We start from the raw sequence: 24,341 nt of genomic DNA, 5'->3' as shown, positions 1-24,341 counted from the left end.
CCCGTGTCGAAATAGTCAGGTCAAGCTTAGCCGTGCTATGTGACGTGTGTGAGTGCGTCCCAGACGTTCTCCACCTCGACCACCTCGAATCCTGCCGCGAAGGCCACCGGTCCCACGGGCACCAGGGAACGCTGTCCGTCACGCCCGCGCGCGCCCTGGTCGAGGGATCCGGTGGGCACCAGCCCGCGCTTGAAGCCCAGCCTGGCGGCCTCGCTCAGCCGCCGCCGCACGTCTTTCACCGGGCGCAACTCGCCCGCCAGCCCCACCTCGCCCATGGCCACCAGACCGGCCGGCAGCGGCTTGTCGCCCGCCGCGCTGGCCACCGCCAGCATCACCGACAGGTCGATGGCCGGGTCGGACAGCTTGATGCCACCCACGGTCGCGGTGAACACGTCGCAGCCGCCCAGCTTGGCGTTGAGCCGGCGTTCGAGGACGGCGAGGATCATCTGCACCCGGAAGGTGTCGAGGCCCGAGGAGGTGCGCCGGGGCTGCTGCGCCTCGGTGCGGGCGACCAGGGCCTGCACCTCGGCGGGCAGCGGCCGGGTGCCCTCGACCGTGACGGTCACGCAGGTGCCCGGCACTGGCTCGCTGCGCCGCGAGACGAACAGCCCGCTCGGGTCGGTGATGCCCTCGATGCCGCGCTCGTGCAGGTCGAAGCAGCCGACCTCCTCCGTGGGGCCGTATCTGTTCTTGATCGCGCGGACCATCCGCAGCCGGGAGTGGCGGTCGCCCTCGAAGCTGAGCACGACGTCCACCAGGTGCTCCAGGGTGCGCGGCCCGGCGATCGAGCCTTCCTTGGTGACGTGGCCGACGAGCACGGTGGCCATGTTGCGCTCCTTGGCCAGCCGTACGAGATTGGCGGCCACCTCCCGCACCTGCGTCACCCCGCCCGGCACGCCGGTGGCCTGCGCGGAGCCGACCGTCTGCACCGAGTCGACGACGAGCATCCTGGGCTGGACCTTGTCGACATGCGCGACCAGCGCCGACAGCTCGGTCTCCGCGGCGAGGTAGAGGTTGTCGCGGATGGCGCCGATGCGGTCGGCCCGCAACCGGACCTGGGCCGCCGACTCCTCGCCCGTGATGTAGAGCACGGTGTCGCGCTCGGACATGCGGGCGGCCGCTTCGAGCAGCAGCGTCGACTTGCCGATGCCGGGCTCGCCGGCCAGCAGCACCACCGCGCCGGGCACCAGCCCGCCGCCGAGAACCCGGTCGAGCTCGCTCACCCCGGTCGTGCGCGCGGCCGCCGTCTCGGCTTTGACCTGGCCGATCGGCATCGCGGGCGCGGTCGTCGCACCGGCCTGGACGACGTGCACCCCGGCGCGCGCGCCCTCCTCGTCGACCGTGCCCCAGGCCTGGCACTCGCCGCACCGGCCCACCCACTTCGTGGTGCGCCACCCGCACTCGGCGCAGCGGTAACCGGGCTTCTGCGCAGACTTGACCATGCGGAGCAGGCTAGCGGCCCGCGCCGACAGTCTGCACGAGGTACGGGCCTACTTCAGGCCCAGTTCGGCCTCGATCATGCGCTTGGGCTTGGCGCCGACGACCTGCTTGACCGGCTCCCCGTTCTCGAACAGCAGCATCGTGGGCAGCCCCATGACGCCATAACGGGCCGAGATCTCAGGGTGTTCGTCGCTGTTGAGCTTGCCGATGGCCAGGCCGTGCTCGGCCTCGATCTCCGCGAGCACGGGGGCGACCATGCGGCACGGTCCGCACCATTCGGCCCAGAAGTCGACCAGCACCGGCTTGGTGCTCTTGAGTACCTGCTCCTCGAAGTTCGAGGTGGTCAGCTCAATCATTTCTCTCCTTTAAGCACGCAACCAGGGCACGCCGCGCCGAGCTGGGCGGCGACTTCGGCGCGCCGGGTGAGCAGGACGCGGATCTCGTCGTCGATCTCGGCCAGCTTGCGCTGGTAGACGGCGACCGACTCGCGGCAGGAGCCGCCCGTACTGTGGCCGGAGCGCAGGCAGTCGACGAACGGCCGCGTGTCCTCCAGCGTGAACCCCACGGACAGCAGCGCCCGGATCTCGGACACCAGCTTGATGTCCTCCTCCGCGTAGTCGCGATAGCCGTTGGACCCGCGCCTGGCCGACAGCAGCCCATGCTGCTCGTAGTAGCGGAGTGATCGAGTGCTCACCCCGGTCCGTTCGGCCAGCTCTCCGATGCGCATGCCTCCAAGGTAAACGTTGACACTGACGTCAATGTCAACCCCCCTAGAACGAGCGCCAGCGCAGCACGTTCGGGTAGGGCAGCTCCAGGCCGGGCGTCTCGGCGATCGCCTGCGCGGCCACCTCGGGCGTGAACTCGATGCGCAGCACCGCCTCCAGCTCGGCCCGGCGGGAGAAGGCCATCCGCAGGTCGAGCCGCTGTCGCTGCCACCCGTGGAGGTCCCAGAAGGCCTCCACCGCCTTGGCCGAGTAGGTGGGCACCGTGCGCTGGAACCAGCCGCCGAAGGCCCCGCGGGTGGCGTCCAGATCGATGACGAAGGCCGCGCCGCCCCGCCGTACGACCCGGGAGAGCTCGCGTAAGCCGGGCTCGCAGCCGGGGCCGAAGAAGTAGGCCCAGCGCGCCACCGCGACGTCCACGGACGCGTCGGGCAGCGGCAGGTCCTGCGCGGTGGCGGCGTGGATCTCGACGGACGGCAGCCCGGCGCAGCGGCGGCGGGCGAGCGTGACCAGATCGCCGTGGGGCTCGACGCCGATCACCTTCGCCGCGTCGGCCGCGAAGGTCGGCAGGTGGTAGCCGGTGCCGCAGCCGATGTCGAGCACGGTGGCGCCATCCCAGGAGCGCAGGGCGCGCATCGCCGCGTTGGCGGCGCCGTCAGGGTCGACGGCGCGATTCTCCAGCTCGTAGACCTGGGGGGTGTTCCAGATGTTGGGGCTGGGGATGGCGCCTTTGGCGATCCGTGGCATGGTCCAACCGTATGGGGCGCGCGCCAGAACGTCGCCACCGGCTTAGGCTGGCAGCGTGGCTGATGTCATCCGCGTGCCCAATGCGAAGATCGCATTGTCCACCGCCTCGGTATATCCGGAACGCACTCCTGACGCGTTCGAGCTGGCCGCGCGTCTTGGCTACGACGGGGTCGAGATCATGGTCGGCGCCGATCCCGTGAGCCAGGACATCGACGTGATCGAGCGGCTCTCAGAGCACTATGAGGTCCCCGTGCTGGCCATCCACGCGCCGTGCCTGCTCGTCACGCAGCGCGTCTGGGGCCGCGACCCCTGGGCCAAGCTGGTCAAGGCACAGAAGGCGGCCGAACGGCTGGGCGCCTCGACGGTCGTGGTGCATCCACCGTTCCGCTGGCAGCGCGAATACGCGCGCGACTTCGAGACCGGCCTGGCCAGGATGCGTGAGGAGACCGGCGTCACGTTCGCGGTGGAGAACATGTTCCCCCTCAAGGCCAGGAACAACGACGTGGTCCCCTACTCGCCCAGCTGGGACCCGACCGACTTCGACTTCCCGCACGTCACGCTCGACCTGTCGCACACGGCCGTCTCGGGCAGCGACGCCATGGAGATGGCCGCCAAGCTCGGCGACCGGCTCGCGCACCTGCACCTGGCCGACGGCCTCGGCGTGACGAACAAGGACGAGCACCTGGTGCCCGGCAGGGGCAACCAACCGTGCGCGCCCATGCTGGAACGGCTGGCCAACTCCGGCTATGGCGGGCTGGTCGTGCTGGAGATCAACACCCGCAAGGCGGCCAGCCGTACGGAGCGGATCGACGACCTGGCGGAGGCCCTCGCCTTCGCCCGCCTCTACCTGGCGGCGGCCAGATGAGTGTGGGACCGATGAGGGAGCTCGGCAGGGTGTTCGACAGCGTCGCCGACGCCTACGACGCGGGCCGGCCGACGTATCCGGACGAGATGTACCACGCGGTGTCGGAAGTGTCCGGCATCCAGCTCGCCGGCGCGACGGCGGTCGACGTGGGCGCCGGCACCGGCATCCTGACGCGCGCCCTGCGCGCCCGCGGCTCGCGGGTGATCGCCGTGGACGCGGGCTCGGAGATGCTCGCCCGCCTGCTCTCGAAGGCCACGGACGAGGGCATCGCCGCGCTGCTCGCGGACGGCAACGCCCTGCCGCTGACCGACGGGGTGGCCGACCTGGTGACCTACGCCCAGTCCTGGCACTGGCTCGACCCGGTGGTCTCGATCGCCGAGGCCAGGCGGGTGCTGCGGCCCGACGGGGCCATCGTGGGCTGCTGGAACCTGGCCCACGCCGCCGAGGCCGACTGGCTGGCTGCCCACGAGGCCCGGCTGGCGGCGGAGTGCCCGACCTACTGGGGCCCGGCGCTGGCGGAGTGGTCCGTGCCGCCCATCGCCGCCGCCATGGAGGTGGTCGAGGAGCGCTGGATCGCCTGGACCAGGCTGGTCGGCATCGAGGACTTCCTGCTCAACCTACGTTCGCACTCCTACATGGCGGCGCTGTCCCCTGAGGCCGCCGACGATCTCGTCGCCCGCCAGCGGGTGGAGCTCAGGAAGGTCTTCCCCGAGGGAGTCCTGTACGTGCCCATGCGGGTCTACCTGGCGGTGGGCAGGTGACGAACACCCGCCGTCCGGGGCGCCGGCCGGGGTCGGCGGACACGCGGGGTGAGATTCTCGCCGCGGCCCGCCGGGTCTTCGCCGAGAAGGGCTTCGACAAGGCGACGGTACGCGGCATCGCCAGGGAGGCGAACGTCGATCCCGCCCTGGTGCACCACTATTTCGACACCAAGGAGGGCATGTTCGCGGCGGCGATGCGGCTGCCGGTCAGCCCTGACCAGATCGTGCCGCTGCTGCTCGACGGGCCGCGCGAGGAGATCGGGGAGCGGCTCGTCCGGTTGATCCTGACGGTGACGGGCCAGCCCGAGACGCGCGAGCCGATGGTCGCGCTGATCCGGTCGGCCATGACGAACGAGCAGGCCGAGACGATGTTCCGGGAGTTCGTCACGAACGCCCTGCTCTTCAAGGTCGCCGACCGGCTCGAGGTGCCGCACCTGCGGATCGAGGCCGCCTTCGCGCAGCTCTTCGGCATCGTCATGGGCCGTTACGTGCTCAAGCTGGAGCCGCTGGCGAGCGCCGATCCCGAGGATCTGGTCGAACTGCTGGCCCCGACGGTACAGCGCTACTTGACGGGGTAGAGCATTGTTCTGGACGCACCGCCGACCGTAAGGTTACTACTCGGTAGGATTCCGGGAGTGTCTGGCCGGTGACGTGACCGTACGCTGGCAGCCAACATCGTCAGTGGGAGGACCCGTGCTCTGGGTGGCCATCATCGGGCTAATCATGACTGTCCTGGCGGTCGCCGTGGCGGGCCGCAGGACACTGTTCCTGTTCAGGCTCGCGACAGTGGGCCCGCCCGCGCCCGAACGCATCGAGTACGCGAAGACGCACGCGGGCAGCGAGCTCAAGGCGCAGCTCGTCGAGGTGTTCGGGCAGAAGAAGCTGCTCAAGTGGACACCGTCGGGCACCGCGCACTTCTTCGTGATGTGGGCGTTCTTCATCTTGCTGACCGTCTACATCGAGGCGTACGGCGCCATCATCCAGGGCGCGATCACCGGTGAGCCCGACTTCCACATCCCGCTCATCGGCACCTGGGCGGTGCTCGGCTTCCTGCAGGACTTCATCGCGGTCGCCTGCCTGCTCGGCCTGCTCGCCTTCGCCGTCATCCGGATCAAGAACTCACCCAAGACGCTCGGCCGCAAGTCCCGCTTCTCCGGCTCCCATCTCGGCGGCGCCTGGCTCGTCCTGTTCATGATCTTCAACATCATCTGGACGCTCTTCCTGGCCCGCGGCGCGGCGGCGGCCAACGGCAACTTCCCCTACTCGTCGGGCGCCTTCGTGTCGCTGGCGCTCGGCGACGTCCTGCCGGCCAGCTCGGTGCTGGAGGAGATCGCGCTGCTGCTGCACATCGGCTTCATGCTGGTGTTCCTGGTCATCGTGGTGCACAGCAAGCACTTGCACATCTTCACCGCGCCGCTGAACGTGCTCTTCTCCCGCCGCCCCGACGGTCTGGGCGGCGCGTCCGAGCTGCGCGTCGACGGCAAGCTCGTCGACTTCGAGGACGAGGACCTGGACCCCGAGCGGCTCGGCCGGGGCAAGATCGGCGACACCACCTGGAAGGGCTTCCTCGACTTCTACAGCTGCACCGAGTGCGGCCGCTGCCAGTCGCAGTGTCCCGCGTGGAACACCGACAAGCCGCTGTCGCCGAAGATGCTCATCCTCGACCAGCGTGACCACGCCTTCAAGGTGGCCCCCTACCTGATGGCCGCCTCCACCGAGCACGCGGACACCGACGTGCTCGCGCTGCTCAACAAGCCGCTGGTCGGCGAGGACGGCGTGATCCACCCGGATGTCCTCTGGTCCTGTACGAACTGCGGCGCCTGCGTCGAGCAGTGCCCGGTCGACATCGAGCACATCGACCACATCCTCGACATGCGCCGCTACCAGGTGATGGTGGAGTCGTCGTTCCCGTCGGAGGCGGGAGTGATGGTCAAGAACCTGGAGAACAAGGGCAACCCGTGGGGCATGTCCGAGATGAAGCGGGCGGACTGGATCTCCGAGCTGGACTTCGAGGTCGAGCTGGTCGAGGACAAGATGCCCGAGGACGCCGAATACCTCTTCTGGGTCGGCTGCGCGGGCGCGCTCGAGGACCGGGCCAAGAAGACCACCAAGGCCGTCGCCGAGCTGCTGCACATCGCGGGCGTGAAGTTCGCCGTGCTCGGCCCGATGGAGGCGTGCACCGGCGACCCGGCCCGCCGTCTGGGCATGGAATACCTGTTCAACATGCTCGCCCAGCAGAACATCGAGACGCTGAACGAGGCGGGCGTCAAGAAGATCGTCGCCACCTGCCCCCACTGCTTCAACACGCTGGCCAACGAGTATCCGCAGCTCGGCGGCACCTACGAGGTCGTACACCACACGCAGTTGCTGGCCAAGCTGGTCGACGAGGGACTGCTCACCCCGATCACGCCGATCGAGGAGAAGATCACCTACCACGACCCGTGCTTCCTCGGCCGCCACAACAAGGTCTACTCGCAGCCCCGCGACATCATGTCGAAGGTGCCCGGCGTGCAGACGCAGGAGATGCACCGGCACAAGGACCGCGGTTTCTGCTGCGGCGCCGGCGGCGCCCGGATGTGGATGGAAGAGCGCATCGGCAAGCGCATCAACACCGAGCGGGTCGACGAGGCCCTGACCACCAATCCTGACACTGTCTCCACGGCCTGTCCGTTCTGCATGGTGATGCTCGGCGACGCCATCAACGAGAAGAAGAACAGCGGCGAGGCGAAGGAGTCGCTGGAGGTCGTGGACGTGGCCCAGCTCCTGATCAAATCGGTTAAAAGCGCCTCCTGACGCGGAAAAGTCGGACTCCTCTACAGGGCTTGTAGAGGAGTTCCGCACGTCAGGAGGGCCGAGTGGAGGAAAACTGCCATCCACATAACGGGAAAATCACGGTAACCTCAACGTCGCATGGCTTCATTCGACGGGGAGGGGGCTCGTGATGCGCGTCGTCGTCACAGACGCGGAAGTCACGCTCGCCGACGTGCTCTCCCTGCGACTCGCGATCGAGGAGCCGCTGAGGGAAGGCACCGAGCTCGTGCTCAGGCACCGGACGACGGGGGTCGAGCGTGACGTGCTGCTCGGCACGCCGGGCGCCAGGACGCGCGAGGCCAGCCTGGCGGTGTCACTGGCGCCGCTGATGCTCAGCCCCGGCCGCTGGGACGCCTATCTGCGCCGCGACGGCAAACGTTCGCGGCTGCGCAGCATCGACCCGGGCTTCTCACTCGACCACCTCGACGCCTACGCCCTGTGCAAGCGGACCCTCGCCTATCGCTCTTATCGCACGCGCAACGGTTTCCTGGCGCTGAAGATAGCCGACGCCGAGCCGGCGGCGGAGGTGCGCTCGATCTGGTTCAGGGAGGGCCGGTTCGAGGTGATGGGTCTGCTCGCCTACACCGGCCTCGAGGACGACGACTCGCGTCACGAGGCCAGGCTGGCGCTCCAGCGTGAGCAGCCCGCCGGGACGACCATCCGCACGGTGGCCACCGTGCAGGGGGTGCGCTTCCACGCCGCGTTCTCCTTGGTCGACGTGGTCGAGGCCGATTCGGAGTCCTCGGGCGTCTGGGAGCCGTCGCTGGAGGTCGAGGGCGTGCCGACGCCCATGATGCTGGGCGCCCGGCTCGACGACATAGACGGCAAGCGCCGCCGGCTGCACTACCCGTCGGCCCGGGTCGACGGGGTGGCCGTCCGTCCCGCCTACACCGCCGACGACGAGCTGCGGATCGAGGTGGGCAGGTGAAGGTCAGCATCTTCGTCTCGTCCGCGTACGCCATGCGTGGCGACGTGCGCTCCACCCTGAACTTCGCCACCGCCCTCTCCGACCGCCACGACGTCGAGGTGATCAGCCTCCGGCGGCAGAAGGACAAGCCCTTCTTCCCCGTGGGCCCGAAGGTGGCCATGCGCTCCGTGGTCGACCTCCGGCCCGGGGTCAGGCACCTGCTGCCGAGGGGGCAGGTACGCACCGAGGTGGCGCTGTGGCGGGTGCTGCGCAACCTCAAGACCGACGTCCTCATCACCACCAGACCGGGGTTGAGCGTCCAGGCGGCCAGGCACGCGCCACGGGAGACGCTCAGGCTCGCCAGGGAGTGGGCGCGTCCGGCGATACTCGGGCCCGTCCAGCGCTACTATCCGCGTCTCGACGCCGTCGTCACGGCCACCGACAGCGCGCAGGAGGAGTGGCGCGGGCTGCTGGGCGAAGGGGCGCCCGTACACGTCGTGCCGGACGCGCTTCCCAGCGGGCCGTGGCCGCGCTCGCGGATGGACAACCGCATCGTCGCGGCGGGCGGCAGGTGGGAGCCCCCCAAGGCGTACGACAGGCTGATCAGGGCGTTCGCCACCGTCGCCGACAAGCGGCCGGACTGGCGGCTGAGACTGTACGGCGGGGGCCCCGAGGAGCGGCGGCTGCGCGCGCTCGTCCGGGAGCTCGACCTGCACAACCACGTCTACTTCATGGGCGTCACCCCGGACCTGGCGGGGGAGTTCGCCAAGGCGTCGATCGTGGCCAACACCTCACGCACCGCCGATCTGGGCATGTCCGTGCTGGAGGCCATGGGCTGCGGGGTGCCGGTGGTGGCCTTCGACGGGGCCAGGGGGCCGAACGAGTTCGTGGCCACCGGCTACAACGGGGTGCTGGTGCCGGAGGGCGACGGCGGGCTGGAGCTGTTCGCGGCCGCGCTGCTCGCGCTGATCGACGACGAGCGCCGGCGCCGTTCGCTGGCCGCGGGCGCGCTGGAGACGGCCATCCGGCACGAGGCGGCTGAAGTGGGCGAGCAGTGGGAGAAGCTGCTCAGCGACCTCCGCTGATTGATACGGGTTACGGGTACCGTAGGAGCATGCATGGGTACAGCGGAGACAAGCAGGCATATCTGACGCGGCTCAGGCGGATCGAGGGGCAGATCAGAGGTCTGCAGCGGATGGTCGACGACGACGCCTACTGCATTGACGTGCTGACCCAGGTGTCCGCGGCGACGCGGGCGCTGCAGGCGGTGGCTCTCGGGCTGCTTGAGGAGCACATCTCGCACTGCGTGGCCGACGCCATCAACACCGGCGGGCCCGAGGCGGAGGCGAAGGTCAAAGAAGCGTCGGCGGCGATCGCGCGTCTCGTCCGTTCGTAGGAGACAGCGCGCGCACCTAACTAGTTATGTTGTGCGGTAGTGCACCATCCCCGGAAACCACCGTCCCGGACCCCTTGGGGATCCGGGACTAGGTCATTAGTGATGGTCTTCAGCGACTCGCCGAAGTCCGCAATCCGAGCGCGTCGTCGAGCTCGTCCAAGGTCAGCCGCCGCTCACTGATAGCGACGGCGGTGAGCACCTCAGCGTAGAGCGCAATCTCGTCCAACGCGACACGGTCGTGGACCCGAGAGTCCAGGTCATCGTGCCCCACCGCGTCGTCCTTCCTTCCGCAGCCCACACCCTCTACGAGGTTACGGCGGGGGCCCTGCGGGCGACATGGCCCATCGGAGTCATTCCTTTGAACGCCACCTGGGCCCCATGGGGATCATTTCCCGAATCCGAGATCACAATTCAGCTAATGGTGCGTTGTCTCAAGTGTTAGAAGGCTATAGGCGGGGTTAGGGTGAAATAGCGGTATTAGTGGTTTAGGAGTGCATGTCATCGCGTTCTGGGATCAAGCGGTGGACGAGCGCCGCCGCTCCCGCGAACCCGCGCTCCGGCACCCGCGCGCCCGTGAGCCTCCCCCACGCCAGCCCGACGGCGTACGCGGCCCCCAGCACGGCCGCCGCCGCCGCCCGATCGGGCGGCTCAACACCGGATCCTGACGCCCGCGCCTCCTCCCGCACAGACGCCGCCGCCCTCGGCACGCCATGAGCGCCTGTCCCCGGCACCAAGTGAGCGCCCGTTTCCGGTACGGCGTGAGCGCCTGTTTCCGGCGCGCCAGAGGCGCCCGGCTGCCGTGCGCCGTGGGTGCCCGTCCCCGGCACCATGTGAGCGCCTGTTTCCGGCATGGCGTGAGCGTTCCCCCGGTCGCTGACCCCGGTCCACGAAGAGGGCACCGCGTAGGCGCCCGTCTCCGGTGGGTCGGCGCGCCACGGGTAGGGCGGTGGTGTCCGCGTGGGGAAGCCCTCCGGTTGGGTGGTCTCCGCTGCCGAGGTGCTCGTCAGTCCCGCCTTGGCGAGTTCGTCGTACGCCCGCCGCAACCGGTGGTCCAGGTACCCGGGAAGCAGCCCCCGCGAGTCGGAGAGGTCCGCCAGGAAGGCGGCCGCCGCCCGGGACGGTTCGGTGGTGAAGTCCAGCGCCTCGACCAGGTCGTACACGGTGTGGCGGAAGTGCGCCTCGGGATCGGTCTCCACCAGCACCGCCCTGCCCAGCCGCTCCGGCAGCCGGTCGAGCCACGCCTGCCGTACCGTGTGGTCGTCGCGCAGGGCCGCGCGGTCGTCCAGGTGGGGCTGTCTGAGCGTGGGCTCCACCATCGTGAGCAGCGCCAGCGCGCGCGGCCTGAACCGGGGGTCCGACAGCAGGATCTGGGCCGTGTCGGCCATCATCGCGGCCAGCCGGAGCGCGGCGCGGGAGTGGCCCGCGCGCAGCCGCTCGGAGACGAGCGTGACGAGGTCGAGCAGCGGCGGCGCGGGCAGCCAGCGCACCCACTCGTCACCGGGAAGCGGCCGCCGCAGATATTCGCCGAAGGCCGTGATGAGCCGCTCGTTGCCGTCGAAGGCGGGCGCGTACGCGCACCACATGATCGTCCCCCAGATCGCGGCGACCGTGCTCGGCACGTCTCTGGCGAAGATCTCGTTGAAGGCGCTCAGCGGGTAGTCGCGCTCGGAGCGGCGTTCCTCGCCCCGCAGCAGCAGCCGGATCCGGTCGGTGAGCGCGTGGGGCACGTCGGGGCCGACGAACGCCTGGGTGGAGCCGGGCTCGGCGGCGAAGTCGGGCCCGCGCGGTATCACCCGGGCGGGCAGCACCGCGGCGGGGTGCCCCGCGTTGCGGGTAAGAGCGTCTCTGGGCGGCGGTGAGAGGTGCCAGCGGCCGTCGGCGGGATCGTGCAGATACCAGCGCGCGTGCGTCCCGAACAGCCATCTGTCGCCCTCGGGCGTCACCAGGGCCCTGGCCGCGATCACCTGGGCGCGTACGGGCACGGGAAGCCCCTGCCAGCGCGGGTCCGCGACCATCGCGCGGACCTCCGCCTCGACGGCGGTGAACGCATTCCAGGAGCGCACGGCGGCCATCGTACTGGTCCGATCGGAATCGACAATGGGCTTTACACGGCAGAATGTCCGCCATGAGGGCAACAATGGCTGGGGTTCTGGCGGTCGTGGGCGTGCTCGCCGGGTGCGGGACGGCGACCTCGGCGCAGCCGACCCCCACCGGCCCCGGCGTGCTGACCCTGAAGGACGCGGCACCGCCCGCGCCCGGGGGAGAGGTGGGCTCGGCGTCGGACGAGTTCGCCGCCGCCACCGGTCTGTCGGTGTGGAGCAAGCTGAGCGAGACCGAAAAGGATCTCGATCGGATCGCCAAACTCGACGTGAACACGACCGCCAAGGGCTCGTTATACCTGGAGCCCAAGGTTTCCGCCTGGTTCGACGGCTTCCGCGGCCCGTTCGTGTACCAGGAACTCGCCGGGGACATCGTCATGCACGCGCGGCTCAAGGTCGAGGGTAAGAAGGGCGTCAAGCCCACGCGGAAGTTCTCGCTCGGCGGCCTGATGGCCAGGGTGCCCAATTCGTACGCGAAGGCGAACTGGATGTCGGTCACCACCGGCACGGCCGACGAGAGCGGCCGGCTGGAGATGACGTACACCAAGGACGGCAGTTCCGGGCCGCACGAAACCAAGATCAAGAGTGGCTGGGTGGAACTCGTCCTGGCCAGGGTCGGGCGCCTCGCGGTGGCCCTGTACAAGGAGGACGGCGGCGCCTGGAAGGTCGGCGGGCGCTGGCCTTCGGAGCTGCCCGAAGTGCTGCAGTGGGGCATGACCGCCTACACCGACTGGGACAGCTACGGCGCGCTCAAGAAGGACCCCTCCAAGGGCAACGCCAAACAGGTCAAAGGCACGCCCGACCTCAAGATGACCGTCGACTTCGTCCGGTTTCTCCGGCCCGAGCTGCCCGACTACGTGGACCCGCTCAACACCGCGTCGGTGCCGGACGACGTCCTGATCAAAGTGGTGACGCCGTCCGGTGCCTGAGCGCCTTGGCCATGTAGTTGTCCGGCGTGTTCGCGAAGCTCGCCCGGTCGTCGTCGGTGAGCTCGCGCACAATTTTTCCTGGCACCCCGGCGACCAACACCCCGGCCGGGATCTTCTTGCCCGGCCCGACCAGGGCGCCGGCCGCGACCAGAGTGCCCGCGCCGATGCGGGCGCCACCGAGCACGATCGCGCCGATGCCGATCAGCGCTCCGGACTCCACATGGGCGCCGTGCACCATGGCCTTGTGGCCGAGACTGACCCGGTGCTCCAAGATCGCCGGCTCGCCCGGGTCAGAATGGAGGCAGCACAGATCCTGTACGTTGCACTCCTCGCCGATCTCTATTCGCTCGTCGTCACCCCGGAGAACGGAGCCGTACCAGATGCTGGACGCCCGGCCCACTCGCACCCTGCCCACCACGACGGCGCCTGGCGCGATGTACGCCTCGGGATGAATGTCCGGGACTGCCCCGTTGTCCAATGCAGCGATGTACACCCGTCACATCGTAATTCCCGGCCGAGGTCTGGTGTTCCGGTTGCGGACGTGGGCAGATGGCAGGAAAGTCGATTCCTGACGTCTCGTCGCCAGACCCTTACAAGCTGCCGGTTTCCCCCGCCTCACGCAAACCCTTAGGTAACCCCCATGACAAACCAGCACGAGAGCATTCCCGATCTGATGCAAGAGGACACCTTCGAAGTCGTGATGCGCGGCTACAACCGCCGTCAGGTACACGACTACATGATCCGTACCCGTAACCAAGTCCGAGATCTGGAAGAGCGGCTGGCGCGGGCGATCGACCAGGCCGAGCAGGGCCGCGTCGAGCTGGCGGAGGCCAGACGGCGCATGGTGGAGGCGCCGCAGAGCTACGAGGACCTCAGCCCCAGGCTGGCGCAGATTCTCCGGCTGGGGGAAGAGGAAGCCGCCGCCAAGAAGGAAGACGCCGAGGCCGAGGCCGTCAGCGTGCGTGACGCCGCCAAGTCGGAGGCCGACCGGCTGGTCACCTCCGCGCGTGAGACGGCGGACAACATGCTGACCTCCGCTCAGTCGGAGGCCGAGCGGCGCGTGGGCGAGGCGACGGGGGCCGCCGAGCGCATGCTGGCTCAGGCGGGCGCCGACGCCGAGGAGAAGCTGACCAGCGCGCGCACGGAGGCGGAGGACACCCTGCGGGAGGCGCGGGCCGAGGCCGACAGCGTGCTCACCTCCGCCAAGCAGGAGGCCGAGCAGCTCCTGGAGTCCGCCGGCTCGGAGGCCGAGCGGACCCTCACGAGCGCTCGCACCGAGGCCGAGTCGACGCTCGAGTCGGCGCGGCAGCGGGCCGAGTCGCTCGACGAGCACGCGGGCCGGCGCGTCGAATACCTGAGCAACACGCACACGGAGGTCGTGCGGAGGCTGACCGAGATCAGCTCCGTGCTCGGCGACCTCATGCACACCGAGAGCAAGGCGGGCCCGCTCGTCATCGAGCCGGCCGGCTCGCCCGAGCCCGCCCCATTGGAGCCCGCTGACACCGTCGTCCAGGACGCCGTCGTCGAAGAGGTTGTGGTCGAGGAGCCGGAGCACCTGCCCGCTCCGCAGGACGACGTGCGGGTCATCGTCGAGGACAGCCCGGCCGAGCGGACGGCGGAGGTCGCGCGCCCCGTCTCCGACGACACGGACGTCGACATCATCGGCCGCCTGTCGGACGTCCGCCGCTAAGCGTCGAACGGCCGCCGACAAGCAGGTAGGGCCCCGCCCGATGTGGCGGGGCCCTTTCACGTCCCACGGGCGGAAGCCCCCGCCCCCGATCGGGTCGGGGGCTTCCGCGATCGCGGCCCCTATGGGGGCCCGGTGCCGGAGCCGCCGAGACGCTGGACCCGGCACCGGGCTGCTCGCGCGCGTCCGCGGCGTACCGCAGGAACGGTCCGCCGCGACACGATCACGGAGGCGCCGGACCGGCTCGCGGCTTGTGCTCGCCGGCCCTGCTCTCCTGGTCCCGGAGTTGCTCGCGCAGGCCCTCCGGGTCGTCGGCGTCGATGGTCATCGCACACCCGGCATCGCGCTGCGCCGCGCTGAGCGGGTGATGTCGCGTGGCCCACCAACGGCCGGCGTCGCTCCGCCAGATGGTCCACTGCGCGAACTCCCGGGCGATGTCGGCTAGATGCCGGTCAAAGGACATCTGATCATCCCTCCGGGACCCACGCGAGGTTCCATCTCCTTGAAGGGTCCGTCACATCTCTAGAGAAGGCAATGATCGCAAGGGACAGGTCAACCTATCGCTTGACATTTCTGCTTGACCTAGGCGTCGAAGTCGTACTGAAGTACGTACGCCGCCGAGTCCAGGACCATCTCGTTGAGCTCGACGGGCACGCCCGCCGAGGTGTAGGCGGTCCGGGTGATCACGATCACCGGAGTGCCGCCGGGCAGGCCGAGCAGCCCGGTCTCGCGTGGTCCCGGCATCCTGGCGCGCACCTCCTCGGTGAAGTGGGCGGGCGGCAGGCCGAGATCGCGCAGCCTCGCGTACACGCCTCCCGGCCCCGTGTCGAGGGAGGTGATGGCGCTGCCCTCGACCAGGCGGGCGGGGAAGTAGGAGGTGGCGAGCTGCACGGGCCGGGCGTCGACCGAGTAGCGGCGCCGCCGTACCCATACCTCGCCGCTGTCGAGGACGCCCGCGACCTCCTCGGCCGCCGGCTCGCGTGCCACCTCCACCTCGTCCACGGTGAAGGGGCGGCCGCGGGTGTCGGCGTCCCAGATGGTGTGCCCCTGCCCCCACTGCTCGCGTGAGAGCCGGCGAGCGCCGTGCCGCCGGATTGGTTTGAACAGTCGCACGTAGACCCCCGAGCCTCGCTTCGGAACCGCCAGCCCCTCGTTGATCAGTACGGCGAGCGCCTGCCTGGCGGTGGCGCGGGCGATCCCGTAGTCGGCCATGAGCGTGTTCTCGCCCGGTAGCCGATCCCCGTCGCGCAGTTCGCCGGACAGAATCCGGGAGCGGAGACCGTCGGCGATGCGTCGATAGATCGGGGGCTCGTGGGGAACCGGGACTTCAGACACGTTCGACCACCCTCTGTCACCAACCGGGTTTGGCGTCTCCAGAGAACTTGCCCCGTCTTGTCCACGATCGCACAGATACGGGGGATGGTTGCGAGCTTCTTTTGAGCGCATCATGCCTGTGTGATGAAGTCGGCCGAGTTTCAGCGGACCGTTATCGTGGAACGGCTCCGGCCACTACTCGGCTCGCCCACCAGCGGCGAGTAATCAGCGCGGCGAGCACGGCGCCCGAGGTGTTGACGATCACGTCGTCGATCGACGAGAGGCGGCCCAGCCGCAGGCCGTACTGGAGCGCCTCCACGGTGATCGAGGCGGCCGCCGCGACGGCGGCGACGCGGGCCGTCGAGGCCATCCGCGCGGTGCGTACGGGCAGCAGCGCGCCGAGCGCCGCGAAGACCAGCAGATTGCCCCCCACCTGCACCAAGACGGTCTCCCAAGGGGCGTTGACCACGTCGATGAGGTCGCTGAACGGCACAAGGCTGACCCCGGCCGGACCCCCTGCCGGAGTGAGGATCATCCACACCCACGGCGCGGTGCCGACGGCGATTCCGACGTCGGCCAGGGCGGTGCGGAGGGGTGCCGGATGGCCGGCTCGGGCGCGGTGACGGGCGAGGAGCAAGATTGCCAGTACGGCCAGCGGCAGCGCAAAAGTACCAGCAATAATGACGTTTCCCCATAAATCCCACGTCCGAGCCATCGGACCATGATGGCGACCGTCCAGTGGTACGGGAAGCTGTCCTTCCGGACAGGTGCCTACGGGCCGGCGCGCGGGCGGGTGCTCGGCCACGCGAGCACGCGGGCGGGTGCTCGGGTGGCCGGCTACGGGCGCGCGGGCAGGTGCTCGGCGAGGAAGTCGCGCGCGACCCGCCAGGCCCGCGCGGCGGGCTCCGGCTGGTGGAACATCGGCGACTCGCTGTTGTGGAAGGCGTGCCCGGCCTCCTCCTCGACGTGCATGAGCACGTTGTCCCGGCCCGCCGCGGCCTGCTCGACCACGGCCACCTGATCACGCGGGATGTACGGATCGCTGCCCCCGAACACCAGCAACAGAGGCGAGCCGATCCGCTCCATCAGCCCGGCCGCCTCGGGCACGGCCGAGCCGTAGAAGGCCAGCACCGCGCCGAGCTCGGTCTGGGTGGCCAGCAGGTACGCCACCGAGCCGCCCAGGCAGAACCCGAGCGCCCCGAGGCCCCCGGTCACCTCGGGCAGCTCACCCAGGTGGCCCAGGGTGAGCGCGCAGTCGGCCACGGCCTGCGGGAGGTCGAAACGGGCGGCCAGCTCGATCGAGGCGGCCGTGCCCTCGGGAGTGTGCTCGCCGATCCAGTTGGGCTGGAGCCGCCAGAACAGGTCGGGCGCGGCCACGACGTATCCGAGTGCGGCCAGCTCTTCCGCCACCTTCGCGATGTACGGCCCGACGCCGTAGATCTCCTGGATGAGCAGGATGCCGGGGCCCCCGCCGGTGCCGGTGCCGGGGAGCCAGATATGGACGTCGAAGGAGCCGTCGTGGGCCGCGATGCGGTCGATGCGCTTCTGCATGTAGTCAAGGATGGCCATCGGCGGCCGTCAGCGCATCGATGGCGTGGCCGGAAGGCGCAGATCGGGTACGTACGACATGGCGCGTGAAGCCATCGGAAGAGACGATGTGAGAGACGTTCCCGGTCCACTCCCCACCTACGACGATCACGATGAAGCTGGAGCAGCCTGATGCATGACGAATGGTCAGCGGCGACAGACGCCCGCGTCCACGCCGCAGAGCGGTTGGCCGAGGCCGTGCGCTTGGGCAAGCCGTGTGCTCCCGTCAGGGACATGATCAGCACCGCCGCCGAGGGTTACGCCGTACAGGAGATCCACACGCGGCGGGCGCTGGACGAGGGACGGCGGCTGGTCGGCAGGAAGATCGGCGTCACCAACCCGCTGATGCAGAAGCAGTTCGGGATCGACGAACCCGACTACGGCATGCTTTTCGCGGATATGTCGTACCTCGATGGGCTTCCTGTGCCGGTGGAGCGGTTCCTGCAGCCGCGGGCCGAGGCGGAGGTCGCGCTGGTGCTCGGCCGCGACCTGATCGGCGGGCCTTTCACCGTGGCGGACGTGATCAGGGCGGTGGAGTTCGCGCTGCCCGCCATCGAGATCGCGGACTCGCGCATCGCCGACTGGGACATCACGCTGGCCGACACGATCGCCGACAACGCCTCCGCGGGCGCGTTCGTGCTGGGCAGCACGCCTGCCTCGCTGATGGGCCTGGACCTGCGGCGGGCCGCGATGACGATGACGCGGCGCGACCAGGAGGTCTCGACCGGCTCGGGCGCCGCCTGCCTGGGCCACCCGCTCAACGCGGCCGTGTGGCTGGCGGGCCGGCTCGGCCGTACCGACTACCCGTTGCGGGCGGGAGACGTGATCCTGACCGGCTCGCTCGGGCCCGTGGTGCCGGTCGAGCCGGGCGACGACTTCGAGGCGCACATCGACGGGCTGGGGTCGGTGCGGGCGGTGTTCTCGCCGTGAAGCCGGGCGGGGCGCGCCGGCCGGGACCCACCCCTCGATCGTCGCGATGATCCCCATGCGCGGGCCGGTGCTCGGACTGGTGGTGGTGCTGGTGGCCGCGGGCTGTGGTGTCTCGCCCGCGCTGGAGACGGAGCCGGATCCCACGCTCAGGGTCGGCGCGATCATCTCGCAGACCGGGGTCTACGCCACGCTCGGCGACGACATGGAAGCGGCCATGCACCTCTACCTGGAGGAGCACGGTGGCAAGCTGGGTGGCAGACCGGCCGAGCTGATCGTCGCCGACGACGCGGGCAACCCGGAGAAGGGGCAGCAGCAGGCCAGGTGGCTCATCGCGCGCGAGCGGGCGAACGTGATCACAGGCCTGATCTCCTCACCGGTCGCGGTGTCGGTGGTCAAGGAGGCGGCCGGCACGCCGGTGGTGATCGCGAACGCCGGGGCCGACGAGCTGGGCGGGCCCGGCGTCTTCCGGGTGTCGTTCACCAACCATGAGCACGGCTACGCGGCGGGCAGGTACGCCGCCCAGCGGTACGGCAAGGCGGGGGTCGTGCTGATGGCCTCCGACTACTCGGGGGGCACTCAGACGCTCGACGGCTTCACCCAGGGGTACGGCGTCAAGCCGCTCAAGCGCATCCTCACCCCGTACGGCAAGTCCGAGGACCTGGAGCCCTACCTCAGGCGCATCCCGCCGGACGCCAAGCTCCTGTACGCCTTCTACGCGGGCGGCGAGGCGGTCACGTTCGCCAAGGCCTTCAAGCAGCTCGGCTACGACACCAAGATCAACCTGCTGACCTGCCAGAACCTCACCGACGAAGACGTGCTCGAAGCCATCGGGACCGACGCCGAGGGGATCACCAGCGTCGGCCTTTACTCACCGGCGCTCACCACCCCCGAGAACGCCGCGTTCGTGGCCAGGTGGAAGGCCAAGACGGGCCGGAACCCGTCGGCCGTGGCGCTGCAGAGCTGGGACGCCATGCGGCTCATCGACCGGGCGGCCGGGCTGGGCGGCGACCTGTCCACGGCGCTCGGCCGGGTGGGCGACCTGGCCAGCCCGCGCGGCACGTTCCGGCTCGACGCCACGACGCACAACCCGGTGCAGAACTGGTACGCCCGTCAGTATCAGAATGGCGTGAACCGGGTAATCGCCACGATTCCCCCAGAAAGGAAGTAGCCGCATGCTGGATCGCGACCACTGCCTCGCCCTGGACGCCGAGGATCCGCTGAGGGACTTCCGGGACGAGTTCGTGCTGCCCGAGGGCGTCGTCTACCTGGTGGGCAACTCACTCGGCGCGCTGCCCCGGCGTACCTCCGAACGGGTGCGGCAGGCGGTCGAGGACGAGTGGGGCGGGCAGCTCGTCGGCGGGTGGAACCACGCGGGATGGTACGACCAGCCGCTGACCACGGGTGACCGGCTGGCCCCGCTCATCGGCGCGGGCCCCGGCCAGGTCGTGGTGGGCAACACCACGTCGATCGCCGTCTACCAGACGGTCGCGGCCGCGGTTCGGCTGCGGCCCGACCGGCGGGTGATCGTCTCCGACGTGCGGAACTTCCCCACCGACCACTACATGATCCAAGGGCTGGCCGGGATGCTGGGCGGCTACGAGGTCCGCGACTTCGCCGAGGGGCGGTTCGACGACGCGGCCGTGGTGCTGCTGTCGGAGGTCGACTACCGCACCGGCGCCCGCCACGACGTGCCTGCGGTGACCGCGCGGGTGCATGAGGCGGGGGCGCTGATGGTCTGGGACGTGTGCCACAGCGTCGGCGCCATGGAGGTGGACGTCTCGATGGCCGACTTCGCGGTCGGCTGCACGTACAAGTACCTCAACGCGGGTCCCGGCGCGCCCGCGTTCCTCTACGTCAACCCGCGCCACCTGGCCGTCGCCGAGAACGTCCTGCCCGGCTGGCACGGCCACGCGGAGCCGTTCGCGTTCGAGCCCGGGTTCCGGCCGGCCGAGGGGATCAGGCGGTTCGCGGTCGGCACCCCGCACGTGCTGTCGTTCGCGGCGCTGGAGGCGGCGCTCGACGTGTGGGAGCGGGTGCCGATGCGCCAGGTTCGGGCCAAGAGCGTCGCGCTGACCTCGCTCTTCGTCGACCTGGTCGGTGACGCCCTGGAGCTCGCCTCGCCGCGCGACGCCGTCCGGCGGGGCAGCCAGGTGAGCCTCTACCACCCCGACGGCTACCCGGTGATGCGCGCGCTCATCGACCGCGGCGTGCACGGCGACTTCCGCGCGCCCGACATCCTCCGCTTCGGCTTCGCGCCGCTGTACACGCGGTTCGTGGACGTGTACGACGCCGCCGCCGTCCTGGCCGAGGTGCTGGAGAAGGAGCTCTGGCGGGAGGAGAGGTACGCCCAGCGGCTCGCGGTCACCTGAGCGACCGAGTACCTCCCTCGCAGGAGGGAGACGGAAGATCGCCCGCGTCGGCGATCCGGGTCGGGCGCGTGATCGACAGGATCGAGGCAGTCGAATTTCGCCTCTCACCTGGAGATATCCATGAAGCGCACGCATGCCGCCGCTCTCATCCTCGCCTTGGCGGTCACCGCCACCACCCAAGCCGCGACGGCGCACGCCTTGGCGGGGACGCGGGTAGTCGCCCAGGTCGAGGTGCCGCCGATCAACGAGGCCGCGCTGCGGAAGAGCATCGAGGGCCTGCCCGTCGCCGACGCCACCGCAGCGGACGTGCGGGTGAGCGGCTCGACGGGCTCGTGGCAGGGCGTGTCCGGCGTGACCGACCTGCGGACGAAGAAGTCCGCCAAGGCCGGGGCCCGCTTCCGGGCGGGCAGCGTCACCAAGACCTTCACCGTTTCGGTGGTGCTCCAGCTCGTCGCCGAGGGCAAGCTGTCACTCGACGCCACGATCCAGGAGTACCTGCCCGGTCTGCTGCCGGCCGACTACCCGGCCGTCAAGGTCGGCCAGCTGCTCAACCACACCAGCGGGCTGCCCGCGCCCCAGGTGAGCGATGACTTCGCGGACATCTACGCCACCCGGTTCCAGAAGTGGACGCCCGAGGAGTACGTCGCCAAGGCGGTGGAGAACCCGATCGAGTTCACCCCCGGCACGCAGCAGCACTACCTCAACACCAACACGTTCGTCGCCGGGCTGCTCATCGAGAAGGTCACGGGGCGTTCCTACGAGCACGAGGTGACGACCAGGATCCTGCGGCCCGTCGGCATGACCGGCAGCTACCTGCCGGGGACCTCGGTCCGCATCCGCGGCCGGCACAACCAGGGCTACCAGACCGTGCCTCAGGGTTTCCCCGGCGCGGTCAAGTACGGCGACGGCTACGTGGTGAACATGACCGAGACCAGTGTCACCTCGACCTGGGCCTCGGGCGACCTCATCTCGACCACCGCCGACCTGGAGAAGTTCGTCAAGGCGCTCTTCAGCGGCAAGATCGTGCCCCCCGCGCAGCTCGAGCCGATGTTCACGGTGCCGCCGGTGCCGATGTTCGGCGGTAAGGGGGACGCCGTCTACACCTCGGGCCTGGCCAGGATGGTGCTGCCCGGCGGCCTCGTGGCGTACGGCAAGACCGGCGCCAGGTGGGGCAGCGCGGCCGGCATCGGTGCCACCCGCGACCTGAGCCGCACGCTCGCCTACTCGATCAACTCCACCGACGCCAAGAGCTCCGGCCAGAACCAGCGATCTCTCGCCATCGCCTTGGCCGCCTTCTGAAGTGAACCCGGCTACGATTCGCCGTCCAGCAGCTTGATCGCCCGCTTCGGCGCGATCGTCCGGTAGCTCTCCTCCACCCAGTCGATCAGCACCTCGGTCTCGGGCAGTTCGGCCAGGAACGGCACCGTCACCCACCCGGCCTTGCCCAGCCCGTAGCCGGTGGGGGCGGCCCCCTCGACGGTCAGCGCGTGGCCGCGTGCCTCGGACAGCAGCTTCACGGAGAAGGACGGGTCCCACTTCTCGGTCCGCTCCTCCATGCCGAGGAAGATGAACACCTTCTTGTTCACCTTGATGACCGTCTCGCCCCACGGGTGGTCCTCGTGGGACTCCGGCAGCCCGAGAGCGAACACCCGCAGTCGCTCTCGTACGTCGTGCCAGTCGTCCATGCCTACGGACGCTACCGAACGCGCCGGAACTCGGCCAGTTTGGCGTCGATCCGCTCCCTGATCAGGTCGCGGGCCTCCATGCGTGGCACCCCCGACATGAGCAGCCGGTCGTAGTCGGTGTCGAGGTGGCGGATCGAGGCCACCACGGCCAGCGTGATCGCGTTCTCGTCGAGCGCCCTGGCCGCCGCCGAGCGCCCGACCCGGCCGCTGCCCCGCTGGCCGGCGTGGGCGGCCACCTCCTGGGCCCGTTCGGGTGGGCAGCCGGGGAAGAGCCTGGCGATCTCGGCCGCCATCCGCGCCTGGTAGTCGACATCCTGGTCGGCCCGGCGCTCCCGGTCGCGCTCGCGGCGGCGCAGCCGCACCTCCTCGTCGGCCAGGCACCGCTCCTCCGCCGCCGCCATCGCGTGCTCCTCGACCAGCAGCCCCTGGCGCTGGTAGACCTTGCGCCGCCGGTTGAACTGGACGACCACCGCCGACAGGCAGCTCTCCTGCTTCGCCCGGCGGCTGAGCGCCGCGTTGCCCGCCGGTAGGAAGACCAGGTGGTCCATGTCGGCGCAGGTCAGGCAGTGGGGCACGTCCTCTTCCATGATCAGATAAGGGCCCGTGTCGCCGCAGGTCGCGCACGTCCAGGCGTTGAGCGGGGCCACCACCACCAGATCGGGTGCCTTGCTCTGCCGCTCGGTGAGCTGCCGCACCCGGGCCTCGCTGAGGTCGGGGGACAGCCAGTGGACGCGGAACGCCTCCTGCGCGTGGTCGGCGGTGAAGCGCAGCTCGCGGCGGTCGCGGCTGCCGGAGACATAGGGGGTCTCCACCGGCCGCAGCCCCTTGGCGGTCGCCCAGTCCTTCAGCAGCGCGGCGGCCGTGAGCAGCCGGTCCTCTTCGACGGGCGCCAGCTCGGCCAGCGTGGCGGCGCGGCCCTGCCGCCAGGTGTCGACGTGCCGCGAGTGCACCCAGCGCAGGCCGGTCACCACGTCGATGAACGTCACGTACTTGCGGTGGGCCAGCGCGATCTCGGCGGCGTCCGCGACCCTGCGGGCCAGATTCGGCTTGCTCATCACCCCAGTCTCTCGTGCCTTTGCCGGGAGATGACGCGGTCGGACGCATTCCTCGCGCCGGTCGCGGTAAGTAATCCGGCGGATCAGGATATTGGGGGAATCGTGCGCCTGCTCTGGCTCGCCGTGCTCGGGCTTCTCACCGCATGCGACCTGGCCGGACAGGACCGGCTGCCGGTCGTGACGGGGGACTTCGGCGACCGGCCGGTCATCACGATCCCGGCCGGCGAGCCGGATCGCGTGCCCCGGGTGACGGTGCTGTCGACGGGCAGCGGGCGGCGGACCATACCGGGTGACGTGGTGCTGGCGGACGTCGAGGTCCGCGGGTGGTCGGGCAATCGGCCGTACGCGAACACGTACGACGCCAAGCGGCCCGCCAAGGTCGTCTTCGACGGCCGGCACGCGCCGGACTCCTGGCGCGAGGCGCTCATCGGCCGGACGGCGGGCAGCCGGGTCATGCTCATCGCTCCCGCGGCCCAGGCGTACGGCCCGGGGCTGCCGCTCGGCGGGGCTCGCCCGGCCGAGACGCTGGTGCTGGTCTTCGACGTCCTCGGCGGCTACCCGCCGGACGCCCGCCTCGTCGGGCGGCCCCTGCCGGACGTGCCCGACGACCGCTCGCCCCATGTCCTCATCGGCGGCTCCGGCCCCCCGGTCCGGGCGGGCTCGAAGGTCATCGTCCAGTACGTCACGGCGGAGTGGCCGGGCCGCCGGGTCGTGGACTCGTCGTACCGCCGCGGCGGCCCCAGCGCCTTCACCCTCGGGCCGGAGGCGGCGCCGCCCGGCTGGGTGGCCGGTCTCGCCGGCCAGCGCGTGGGCGCCCGGGTGGCCTTCCCCGCCGGGGCGGGCCGGTCCCTGCTGTACGTCGTCGACATCGTGGACGTGCTCTGACACACGAAAAAGCGGCCCTGACACCCAATGCCGGTGAGTTAAGACATCTGCGCAGGTGGGGGTGCTTTCCTCATGATTTTGATCTTGTAGCTTGCCTTGCTCGCTGGTTGCGCAGTGTCACGTTTCTTGGTCGCGAAGGTGTTCTTGGGCGG

27 protein-coding genes are annotated in these 24,341 nt (G+C 70.0%); 14 read left to right on the top strand and 13 right to left on the bottom strand.

Annotated features, from left to right (window positions below; all coding sequences use genetic code 11):
- Positions 1-35: 35 nt before the first annotated feature.
- Genes radA through KLK06_RS45285 form a run of 4 tightly spaced genes read right to left on the bottom strand, consistent with a single transcriptional unit; the run spans position 36 to position 2,909 of the window.
- Positions 36-1,442, bottom strand: a complete 1,407-nt coding sequence (gene radA / locus KLK06_RS45300; protein WP_214641937.1) for a DNA repair protein RadA — start codon at positions 1,440-1,442, stop codon at positions 36-38.
- 48 nt (positions 1,443-1,490) lie between these two features.
- Complete coding sequence (gene trxA, locus KLK06_RS45295) at positions 1,491-1,796, bottom strand: thioredoxin (protein WP_214641936.1); 306 nt, start codon at positions 1,794-1,796, stop codon at positions 1,491-1,493.
- A complete protein-coding gene (locus KLK06_RS45290) occupies positions 1,793-2,167 on the bottom strand; it encodes a MerR family transcriptional regulator (protein WP_214641935.1) in 375 nt (124 codons plus the stop codon). Before KLK06_RS45290 ends, trxA begins: the two co-directional genes overlap by 4 nt.
- Positions 2,168-2,210: 43 nt before the next feature.
- Entirely contained in the window at positions 2,211-2,909 is a 699-nt protein-coding gene (locus tag KLK06_RS45285; protein WP_214641934.1) for a class I SAM-dependent methyltransferase, read from the bottom strand.
- Between the two features lie 55 nt (positions 2,910-2,964).
- Here KLK06_RS45285 and KLK06_RS45280 point away from each other — a divergent pair, with 55 nt between their 5' ends.
- From KLK06_RS45280 to KLK06_RS45250, 7 genes are all read left to right on the top strand, one after another.
- Positions 2,965-3,774 carry a sugar phosphate isomerase/epimerase gene (locus KLK06_RS45280; RefSeq protein WP_214641933.1) on the top strand — a complete coding sequence of 270 codons (810 nt, stop codon included), beginning with the start codon at positions 2,965-2,967 and terminating at the stop codon, positions 3,772-3,774.
- Between the two features lie 11 nt (positions 3,775-3,785).
- Positions 3,786-4,535, top strand: coding sequence for a class I SAM-dependent methyltransferase (locus tag KLK06_RS45275; RefSeq protein WP_214641932.1), 750 nt, complete (start codon positions 3,786-3,788; stop codon positions 4,533-4,535).
- Positions 4,532-5,113: a TetR family transcriptional regulator gene (locus tag KLK06_RS45270; protein WP_214641931.1), complete on the top strand. Its 582-nt coding sequence runs from the start codon at positions 4,532-4,534 to the stop codon at positions 5,111-5,113. Before KLK06_RS45275 ends, KLK06_RS45270 begins: the two co-directional genes overlap by 4 nt.
- A gap of 145 nt (positions 5,114-5,258) precedes the next feature.
- Complete coding sequence (locus tag KLK06_RS45265) at positions 5,259-7,328, top strand: (Fe-S)-binding protein (RefSeq protein ID WP_250907023.1); 2,070 nt, start codon at positions 5,259-5,261, stop codon at positions 7,326-7,328.
- Between the two features lie 148 nt (positions 7,329-7,476).
- The gene (locus tag KLK06_RS45260) at positions 7,477-8,274 is read left to right on the top strand and encodes a hypothetical protein (RefSeq protein ID WP_214641929.1); all 798 of its coding nucleotides are present in this window, start codon (positions 7,477-7,479) and stop codon (positions 8,272-8,274) included.
- Positions 8,271-9,338: a glycosyltransferase gene (locus KLK06_RS45255; protein WP_214641928.1), complete on the top strand. Its 1,068-nt coding sequence runs from the start codon at positions 8,271-8,273 to the stop codon at positions 9,336-9,338. The genes KLK06_RS45260 and KLK06_RS45255 overlap by 4 nt, the downstream gene beginning before the upstream one ends.
- A gap of 29 nt (positions 9,339-9,367) precedes the next feature.
- Positions 9,368-9,649 carry a metal-sensitive transcriptional regulator gene (locus tag KLK06_RS45250; protein ID WP_080044376.1) on the top strand — a complete coding sequence of 94 codons (282 nt, stop codon included), beginning with the start codon at positions 9,368-9,370 and terminating at the stop codon, positions 9,647-9,649.
- A 109-nt stretch (positions 9,650-9,758) separates the two neighbouring features.
- Here KLK06_RS45250 and KLK06_RS45245 read toward each other — a convergent pair whose 3' ends face one another.
- On the bottom strand, positions 9,759-9,920 hold the full coding sequence (locus KLK06_RS45245; protein WP_175589978.1) for a hypothetical protein: 162 nt from the start codon (positions 9,918-9,920) through the stop codon (positions 9,759-9,761).
- 214 nt (positions 9,921-10,134) lie between these two features.
- Complete coding sequence (locus tag KLK06_RS45240; RefSeq protein WP_214641927.1) at positions 10,135-11,712, bottom strand: hypothetical protein; 1,578 nt, start codon at positions 11,710-11,712, stop codon at positions 10,135-10,137.
- A 62-nt stretch (positions 11,713-11,774) separates the two neighbouring features.
- Here KLK06_RS45240 and KLK06_RS45235 point away from each other — a divergent pair, with 62 nt between their 5' ends.
- On the top strand, positions 11,775-12,677 hold the full coding sequence (locus KLK06_RS45235) for a hypothetical protein (RefSeq protein WP_214641926.1): 903 nt from the start codon (positions 11,775-11,777) through the stop codon (positions 12,675-12,677).
- On the opposite strand, the gene KLK06_RS45230 is transcribed toward KLK06_RS45235, so the two are convergent.
- Positions 12,649-13,170, bottom strand: a complete 522-nt coding sequence (locus KLK06_RS45230) for a gamma carbonic anhydrase family protein (protein ID WP_308168737.1) — start codon at positions 13,168-13,170, stop codon at positions 12,649-12,651. The genes KLK06_RS45235 and KLK06_RS45230 overlap by 29 nt on opposite strands.
- Positions 13,171-13,317: 147 nt before the next feature.
- Here KLK06_RS45230 and KLK06_RS45225 point away from each other — a divergent pair, with 147 nt between their 5' ends.
- Positions 13,318-14,367, top strand: coding sequence for a hypothetical protein (locus KLK06_RS45225; RefSeq protein ID WP_214641924.1), 1,050 nt, complete (start codon positions 13,318-13,320; stop codon positions 14,365-14,367).
- Positions 14,368-14,587: 220 nt separating this feature from the next.
- Here the strand turns inward: KLK06_RS45225 and KLK06_RS45220 are convergent, their stop codons facing one another.
- From KLK06_RS45220 to KLK06_RS45205, 4 genes are all read right to left on the bottom strand, one after another.
- Positions 14,588-14,827, bottom strand: coding sequence for a hypothetical protein (locus KLK06_RS45220; protein WP_214641923.1), 240 nt, complete (start codon positions 14,825-14,827; stop codon positions 14,588-14,590).
- Between the two features lie 119 nt (positions 14,828-14,946).
- Complete coding sequence (locus tag KLK06_RS45215; protein ID WP_308168736.1) at positions 14,947-15,699, bottom strand: GntR family transcriptional regulator; 753 nt, start codon at positions 15,697-15,699, stop codon at positions 14,947-14,949.
- Between the two features lie 151 nt (positions 15,700-15,850).
- Positions 15,851-16,315 (bottom strand): VanZ family protein, encoded by a 465-nt coding sequence (locus KLK06_RS45210; protein WP_214641922.1) that lies wholly within the window; start codon positions 16,313-16,315, stop codon positions 15,851-15,853.
- 200 nt (positions 16,316-16,515) lie between these two features.
- Complete coding sequence (locus KLK06_RS45205) at positions 16,516-17,229, bottom strand: dienelactone hydrolase family protein (RefSeq protein ID WP_214641921.1); 714 nt, start codon at positions 17,227-17,229, stop codon at positions 16,516-16,518.
- 168 nt (positions 17,230-17,397) lie between these two features.
- Here KLK06_RS45205 and KLK06_RS45200 point away from each other — a divergent pair, with 168 nt between their 5' ends.
- The 4 genes from KLK06_RS45200 (at position 17,398) to KLK06_RS45185 (ending at position 21,863) form a co-directional block, all read left to right on the top strand.
- A complete protein-coding gene (locus tag KLK06_RS45200; RefSeq protein ID WP_214641920.1) occupies positions 17,398-18,195 on the top strand; it encodes a 2-keto-4-pentenoate hydratase in 798 nt (265 codons plus the stop codon).
- 46 nt (positions 18,196-18,241) lie between these two features.
- Entirely contained in the window at positions 18,242-19,363 is a 1,122-nt protein-coding gene (locus KLK06_RS45195; RefSeq protein WP_214641919.1) for an ABC transporter substrate-binding protein, read from the top strand.
- A gap of 4 nt (positions 19,364-19,367) precedes the next feature.
- Positions 19,368-20,564 carry a kynureninase gene (gene kynU / locus KLK06_RS45190; protein WP_214641918.1) on the top strand — a complete coding sequence of 399 codons (1,197 nt, stop codon included), beginning with the start codon at positions 19,368-19,370 and terminating at the stop codon, positions 20,562-20,564.
- Positions 20,565-20,684: 120 nt separating this feature from the next.
- Positions 20,685-21,863: a serine hydrolase gene (locus tag KLK06_RS45185; protein WP_214641917.1), complete on the top strand. Its 1,179-nt coding sequence runs from the start codon at positions 20,685-20,687 to the stop codon at positions 21,861-21,863.
- A gap of 11 nt (positions 21,864-21,874) precedes the next feature.
- Here the strand turns inward: KLK06_RS45185 and KLK06_RS45180 are convergent, their stop codons facing one another.
- Together KLK06_RS45180 and KLK06_RS45175 are read right to left on the bottom strand one after the other, a co-directional pair.
- Entirely contained in the window at positions 21,875-22,249 is a 375-nt protein-coding gene (locus tag KLK06_RS45180; protein WP_214641916.1) for an MmcQ/YjbR family DNA-binding protein, read from the bottom strand.
- A gap of 11 nt (positions 22,250-22,260) precedes the next feature.
- Positions 22,261-23,304 (bottom strand): DUF2293 domain-containing protein, encoded by a 1,044-nt coding sequence (locus tag KLK06_RS45175; RefSeq protein WP_214641915.1) that lies wholly within the window; start codon positions 23,302-23,304, stop codon positions 22,261-22,263.
- A 102-nt stretch (positions 23,305-23,406) separates the two neighbouring features.
- On the opposite strand from KLK06_RS45175, the gene KLK06_RS45170 reads away from it, so the two are divergent.
- Complete coding sequence (locus KLK06_RS45170; protein ID WP_214641914.1) at positions 23,407-24,189, top strand: FKBP-type peptidyl-prolyl cis-trans isomerase; 783 nt, start codon at positions 23,407-23,409, stop codon at positions 24,187-24,189.
- Positions 24,190-24,341: the final 152 nt, after the last annotated feature.

Source organism: Nonomuraea sp. NEAU-A123 (assembly GCF_018603905.1).
Taxonomy (GTDB): domain Bacteria; phylum Actinomycetota; class Actinomycetes; order Streptosporangiales; family Streptosporangiaceae; genus Nonomuraea.
The sequence above is the reverse complement of the archived record's forward strand: the minus strand, read 5'-3'. Positions and strand labels throughout refer to the sequence as shown.

Excerpts from the sequence above, each read along its gene's own strand:
- KLK06_RS45205 (WP_214641921.1), bottom strand. The coding sequence starts at position 17,229 with ATGCAGAAGCGCATCGACCGCATCGCGGCCCACGACGGCTCCTTCGAC.
- KLK06_RS45235 (WP_214641926.1), top strand. The coding sequence starts at position 11,775 with ATGAGGGCAACAATGGCTGGGGTTCTGGCGGTCGTGGGCGTGCTCGCC.
- KLK06_RS45285 (WP_214641934.1), bottom strand. The coding sequence starts at position 2,909 with ATGCCACGGATCGCCAAAGGCGCCATCCCCAGCCCCAACATCTGGAAC.
- kynU (WP_214641918.1), top strand. The coding sequence starts at position 19,368 with ATGCTGGATCGCGACCACTGCCTCGCCCTGGACGCCGAGGATCCGCTG.
- KLK06_RS45265 (WP_250907023.1), top strand. The coding sequence starts at position 5,259 with ATGACTGTCCTGGCGGTCGCCGTGGCGGGCCGCAGGACACTGTTCCTG.
- KLK06_RS45220 (WP_214641923.1), bottom strand. The coding sequence starts at position 14,827 with ATGTCCTTTGACCGGCATCTAGCCGACATCGCCCGGGAGTTCGCGCAG.
- KLK06_RS45250 (WP_080044376.1), top strand. The coding sequence starts at position 9,368 with ATGCATGGGTACAGCGGAGACAAGCAGGCATATCTGACGCGGCTCAGG.
- KLK06_RS45175 (WP_214641915.1), bottom strand. The coding sequence starts at position 23,304 with ATGAGCAAGCCGAATCTGGCCCGCAGGGTCGCGGACGCCGCCGAGATC.
- KLK06_RS45200 (WP_214641920.1), top strand. The coding sequence starts at position 17,398 with ATGCATGACGAATGGTCAGCGGCGACAGACGCCCGCGTCCACGCCGCA.
- radA (WP_214641937.1), bottom strand. The coding sequence starts at position 1,442 with ATGGTCAAGTCTGCGCAGAAGCCCGGTTACCGCTGCGCCGAGTGCGGG.
- KLK06_RS45185 (WP_214641917.1), top strand. The coding sequence starts at position 20,685 with ATGAAGCGCACGCATGCCGCCGCTCTCATCCTCGCCTTGGCGGTCACC.
- KLK06_RS45290 (WP_214641935.1), bottom strand. The coding sequence starts at position 2,167 with ATGCGCATCGGAGAGCTGGCCGAACGGACCGGGGTGAGCACTCGATCA.
- KLK06_RS45180 (WP_214641916.1), bottom strand. The coding sequence starts at position 22,249 with ATGGACGACTGGCACGACGTACGAGAGCGACTGCGGGTGTTCGCTCTC.
- KLK06_RS45225 (WP_214641924.1), top strand. The coding sequence starts at position 13,318 with ATGACAAACCAGCACGAGAGCATTCCCGATCTGATGCAAGAGGACACC.
- KLK06_RS45260 (WP_214641929.1), top strand. The coding sequence starts at position 7,477 with ATGCGCGTCGTCGTCACAGACGCGGAAGTCACGCTCGCCGACGTGCTC.
- trxA (WP_214641936.1), bottom strand. The coding sequence starts at position 1,796 with ATGATTGAGCTGACCACCTCGAACTTCGAGGAGCAGGTACTCAAGAGC.
- KLK06_RS45195 (WP_214641919.1), top strand. The coding sequence starts at position 18,242 with ATGATCCCCATGCGCGGGCCGGTGCTCGGACTGGTGGTGGTGCTGGTG.
- KLK06_RS45275 (WP_214641932.1), top strand. The coding sequence starts at position 3,786 with ATGAGGGAGCTCGGCAGGGTGTTCGACAGCGTCGCCGACGCCTACGAC.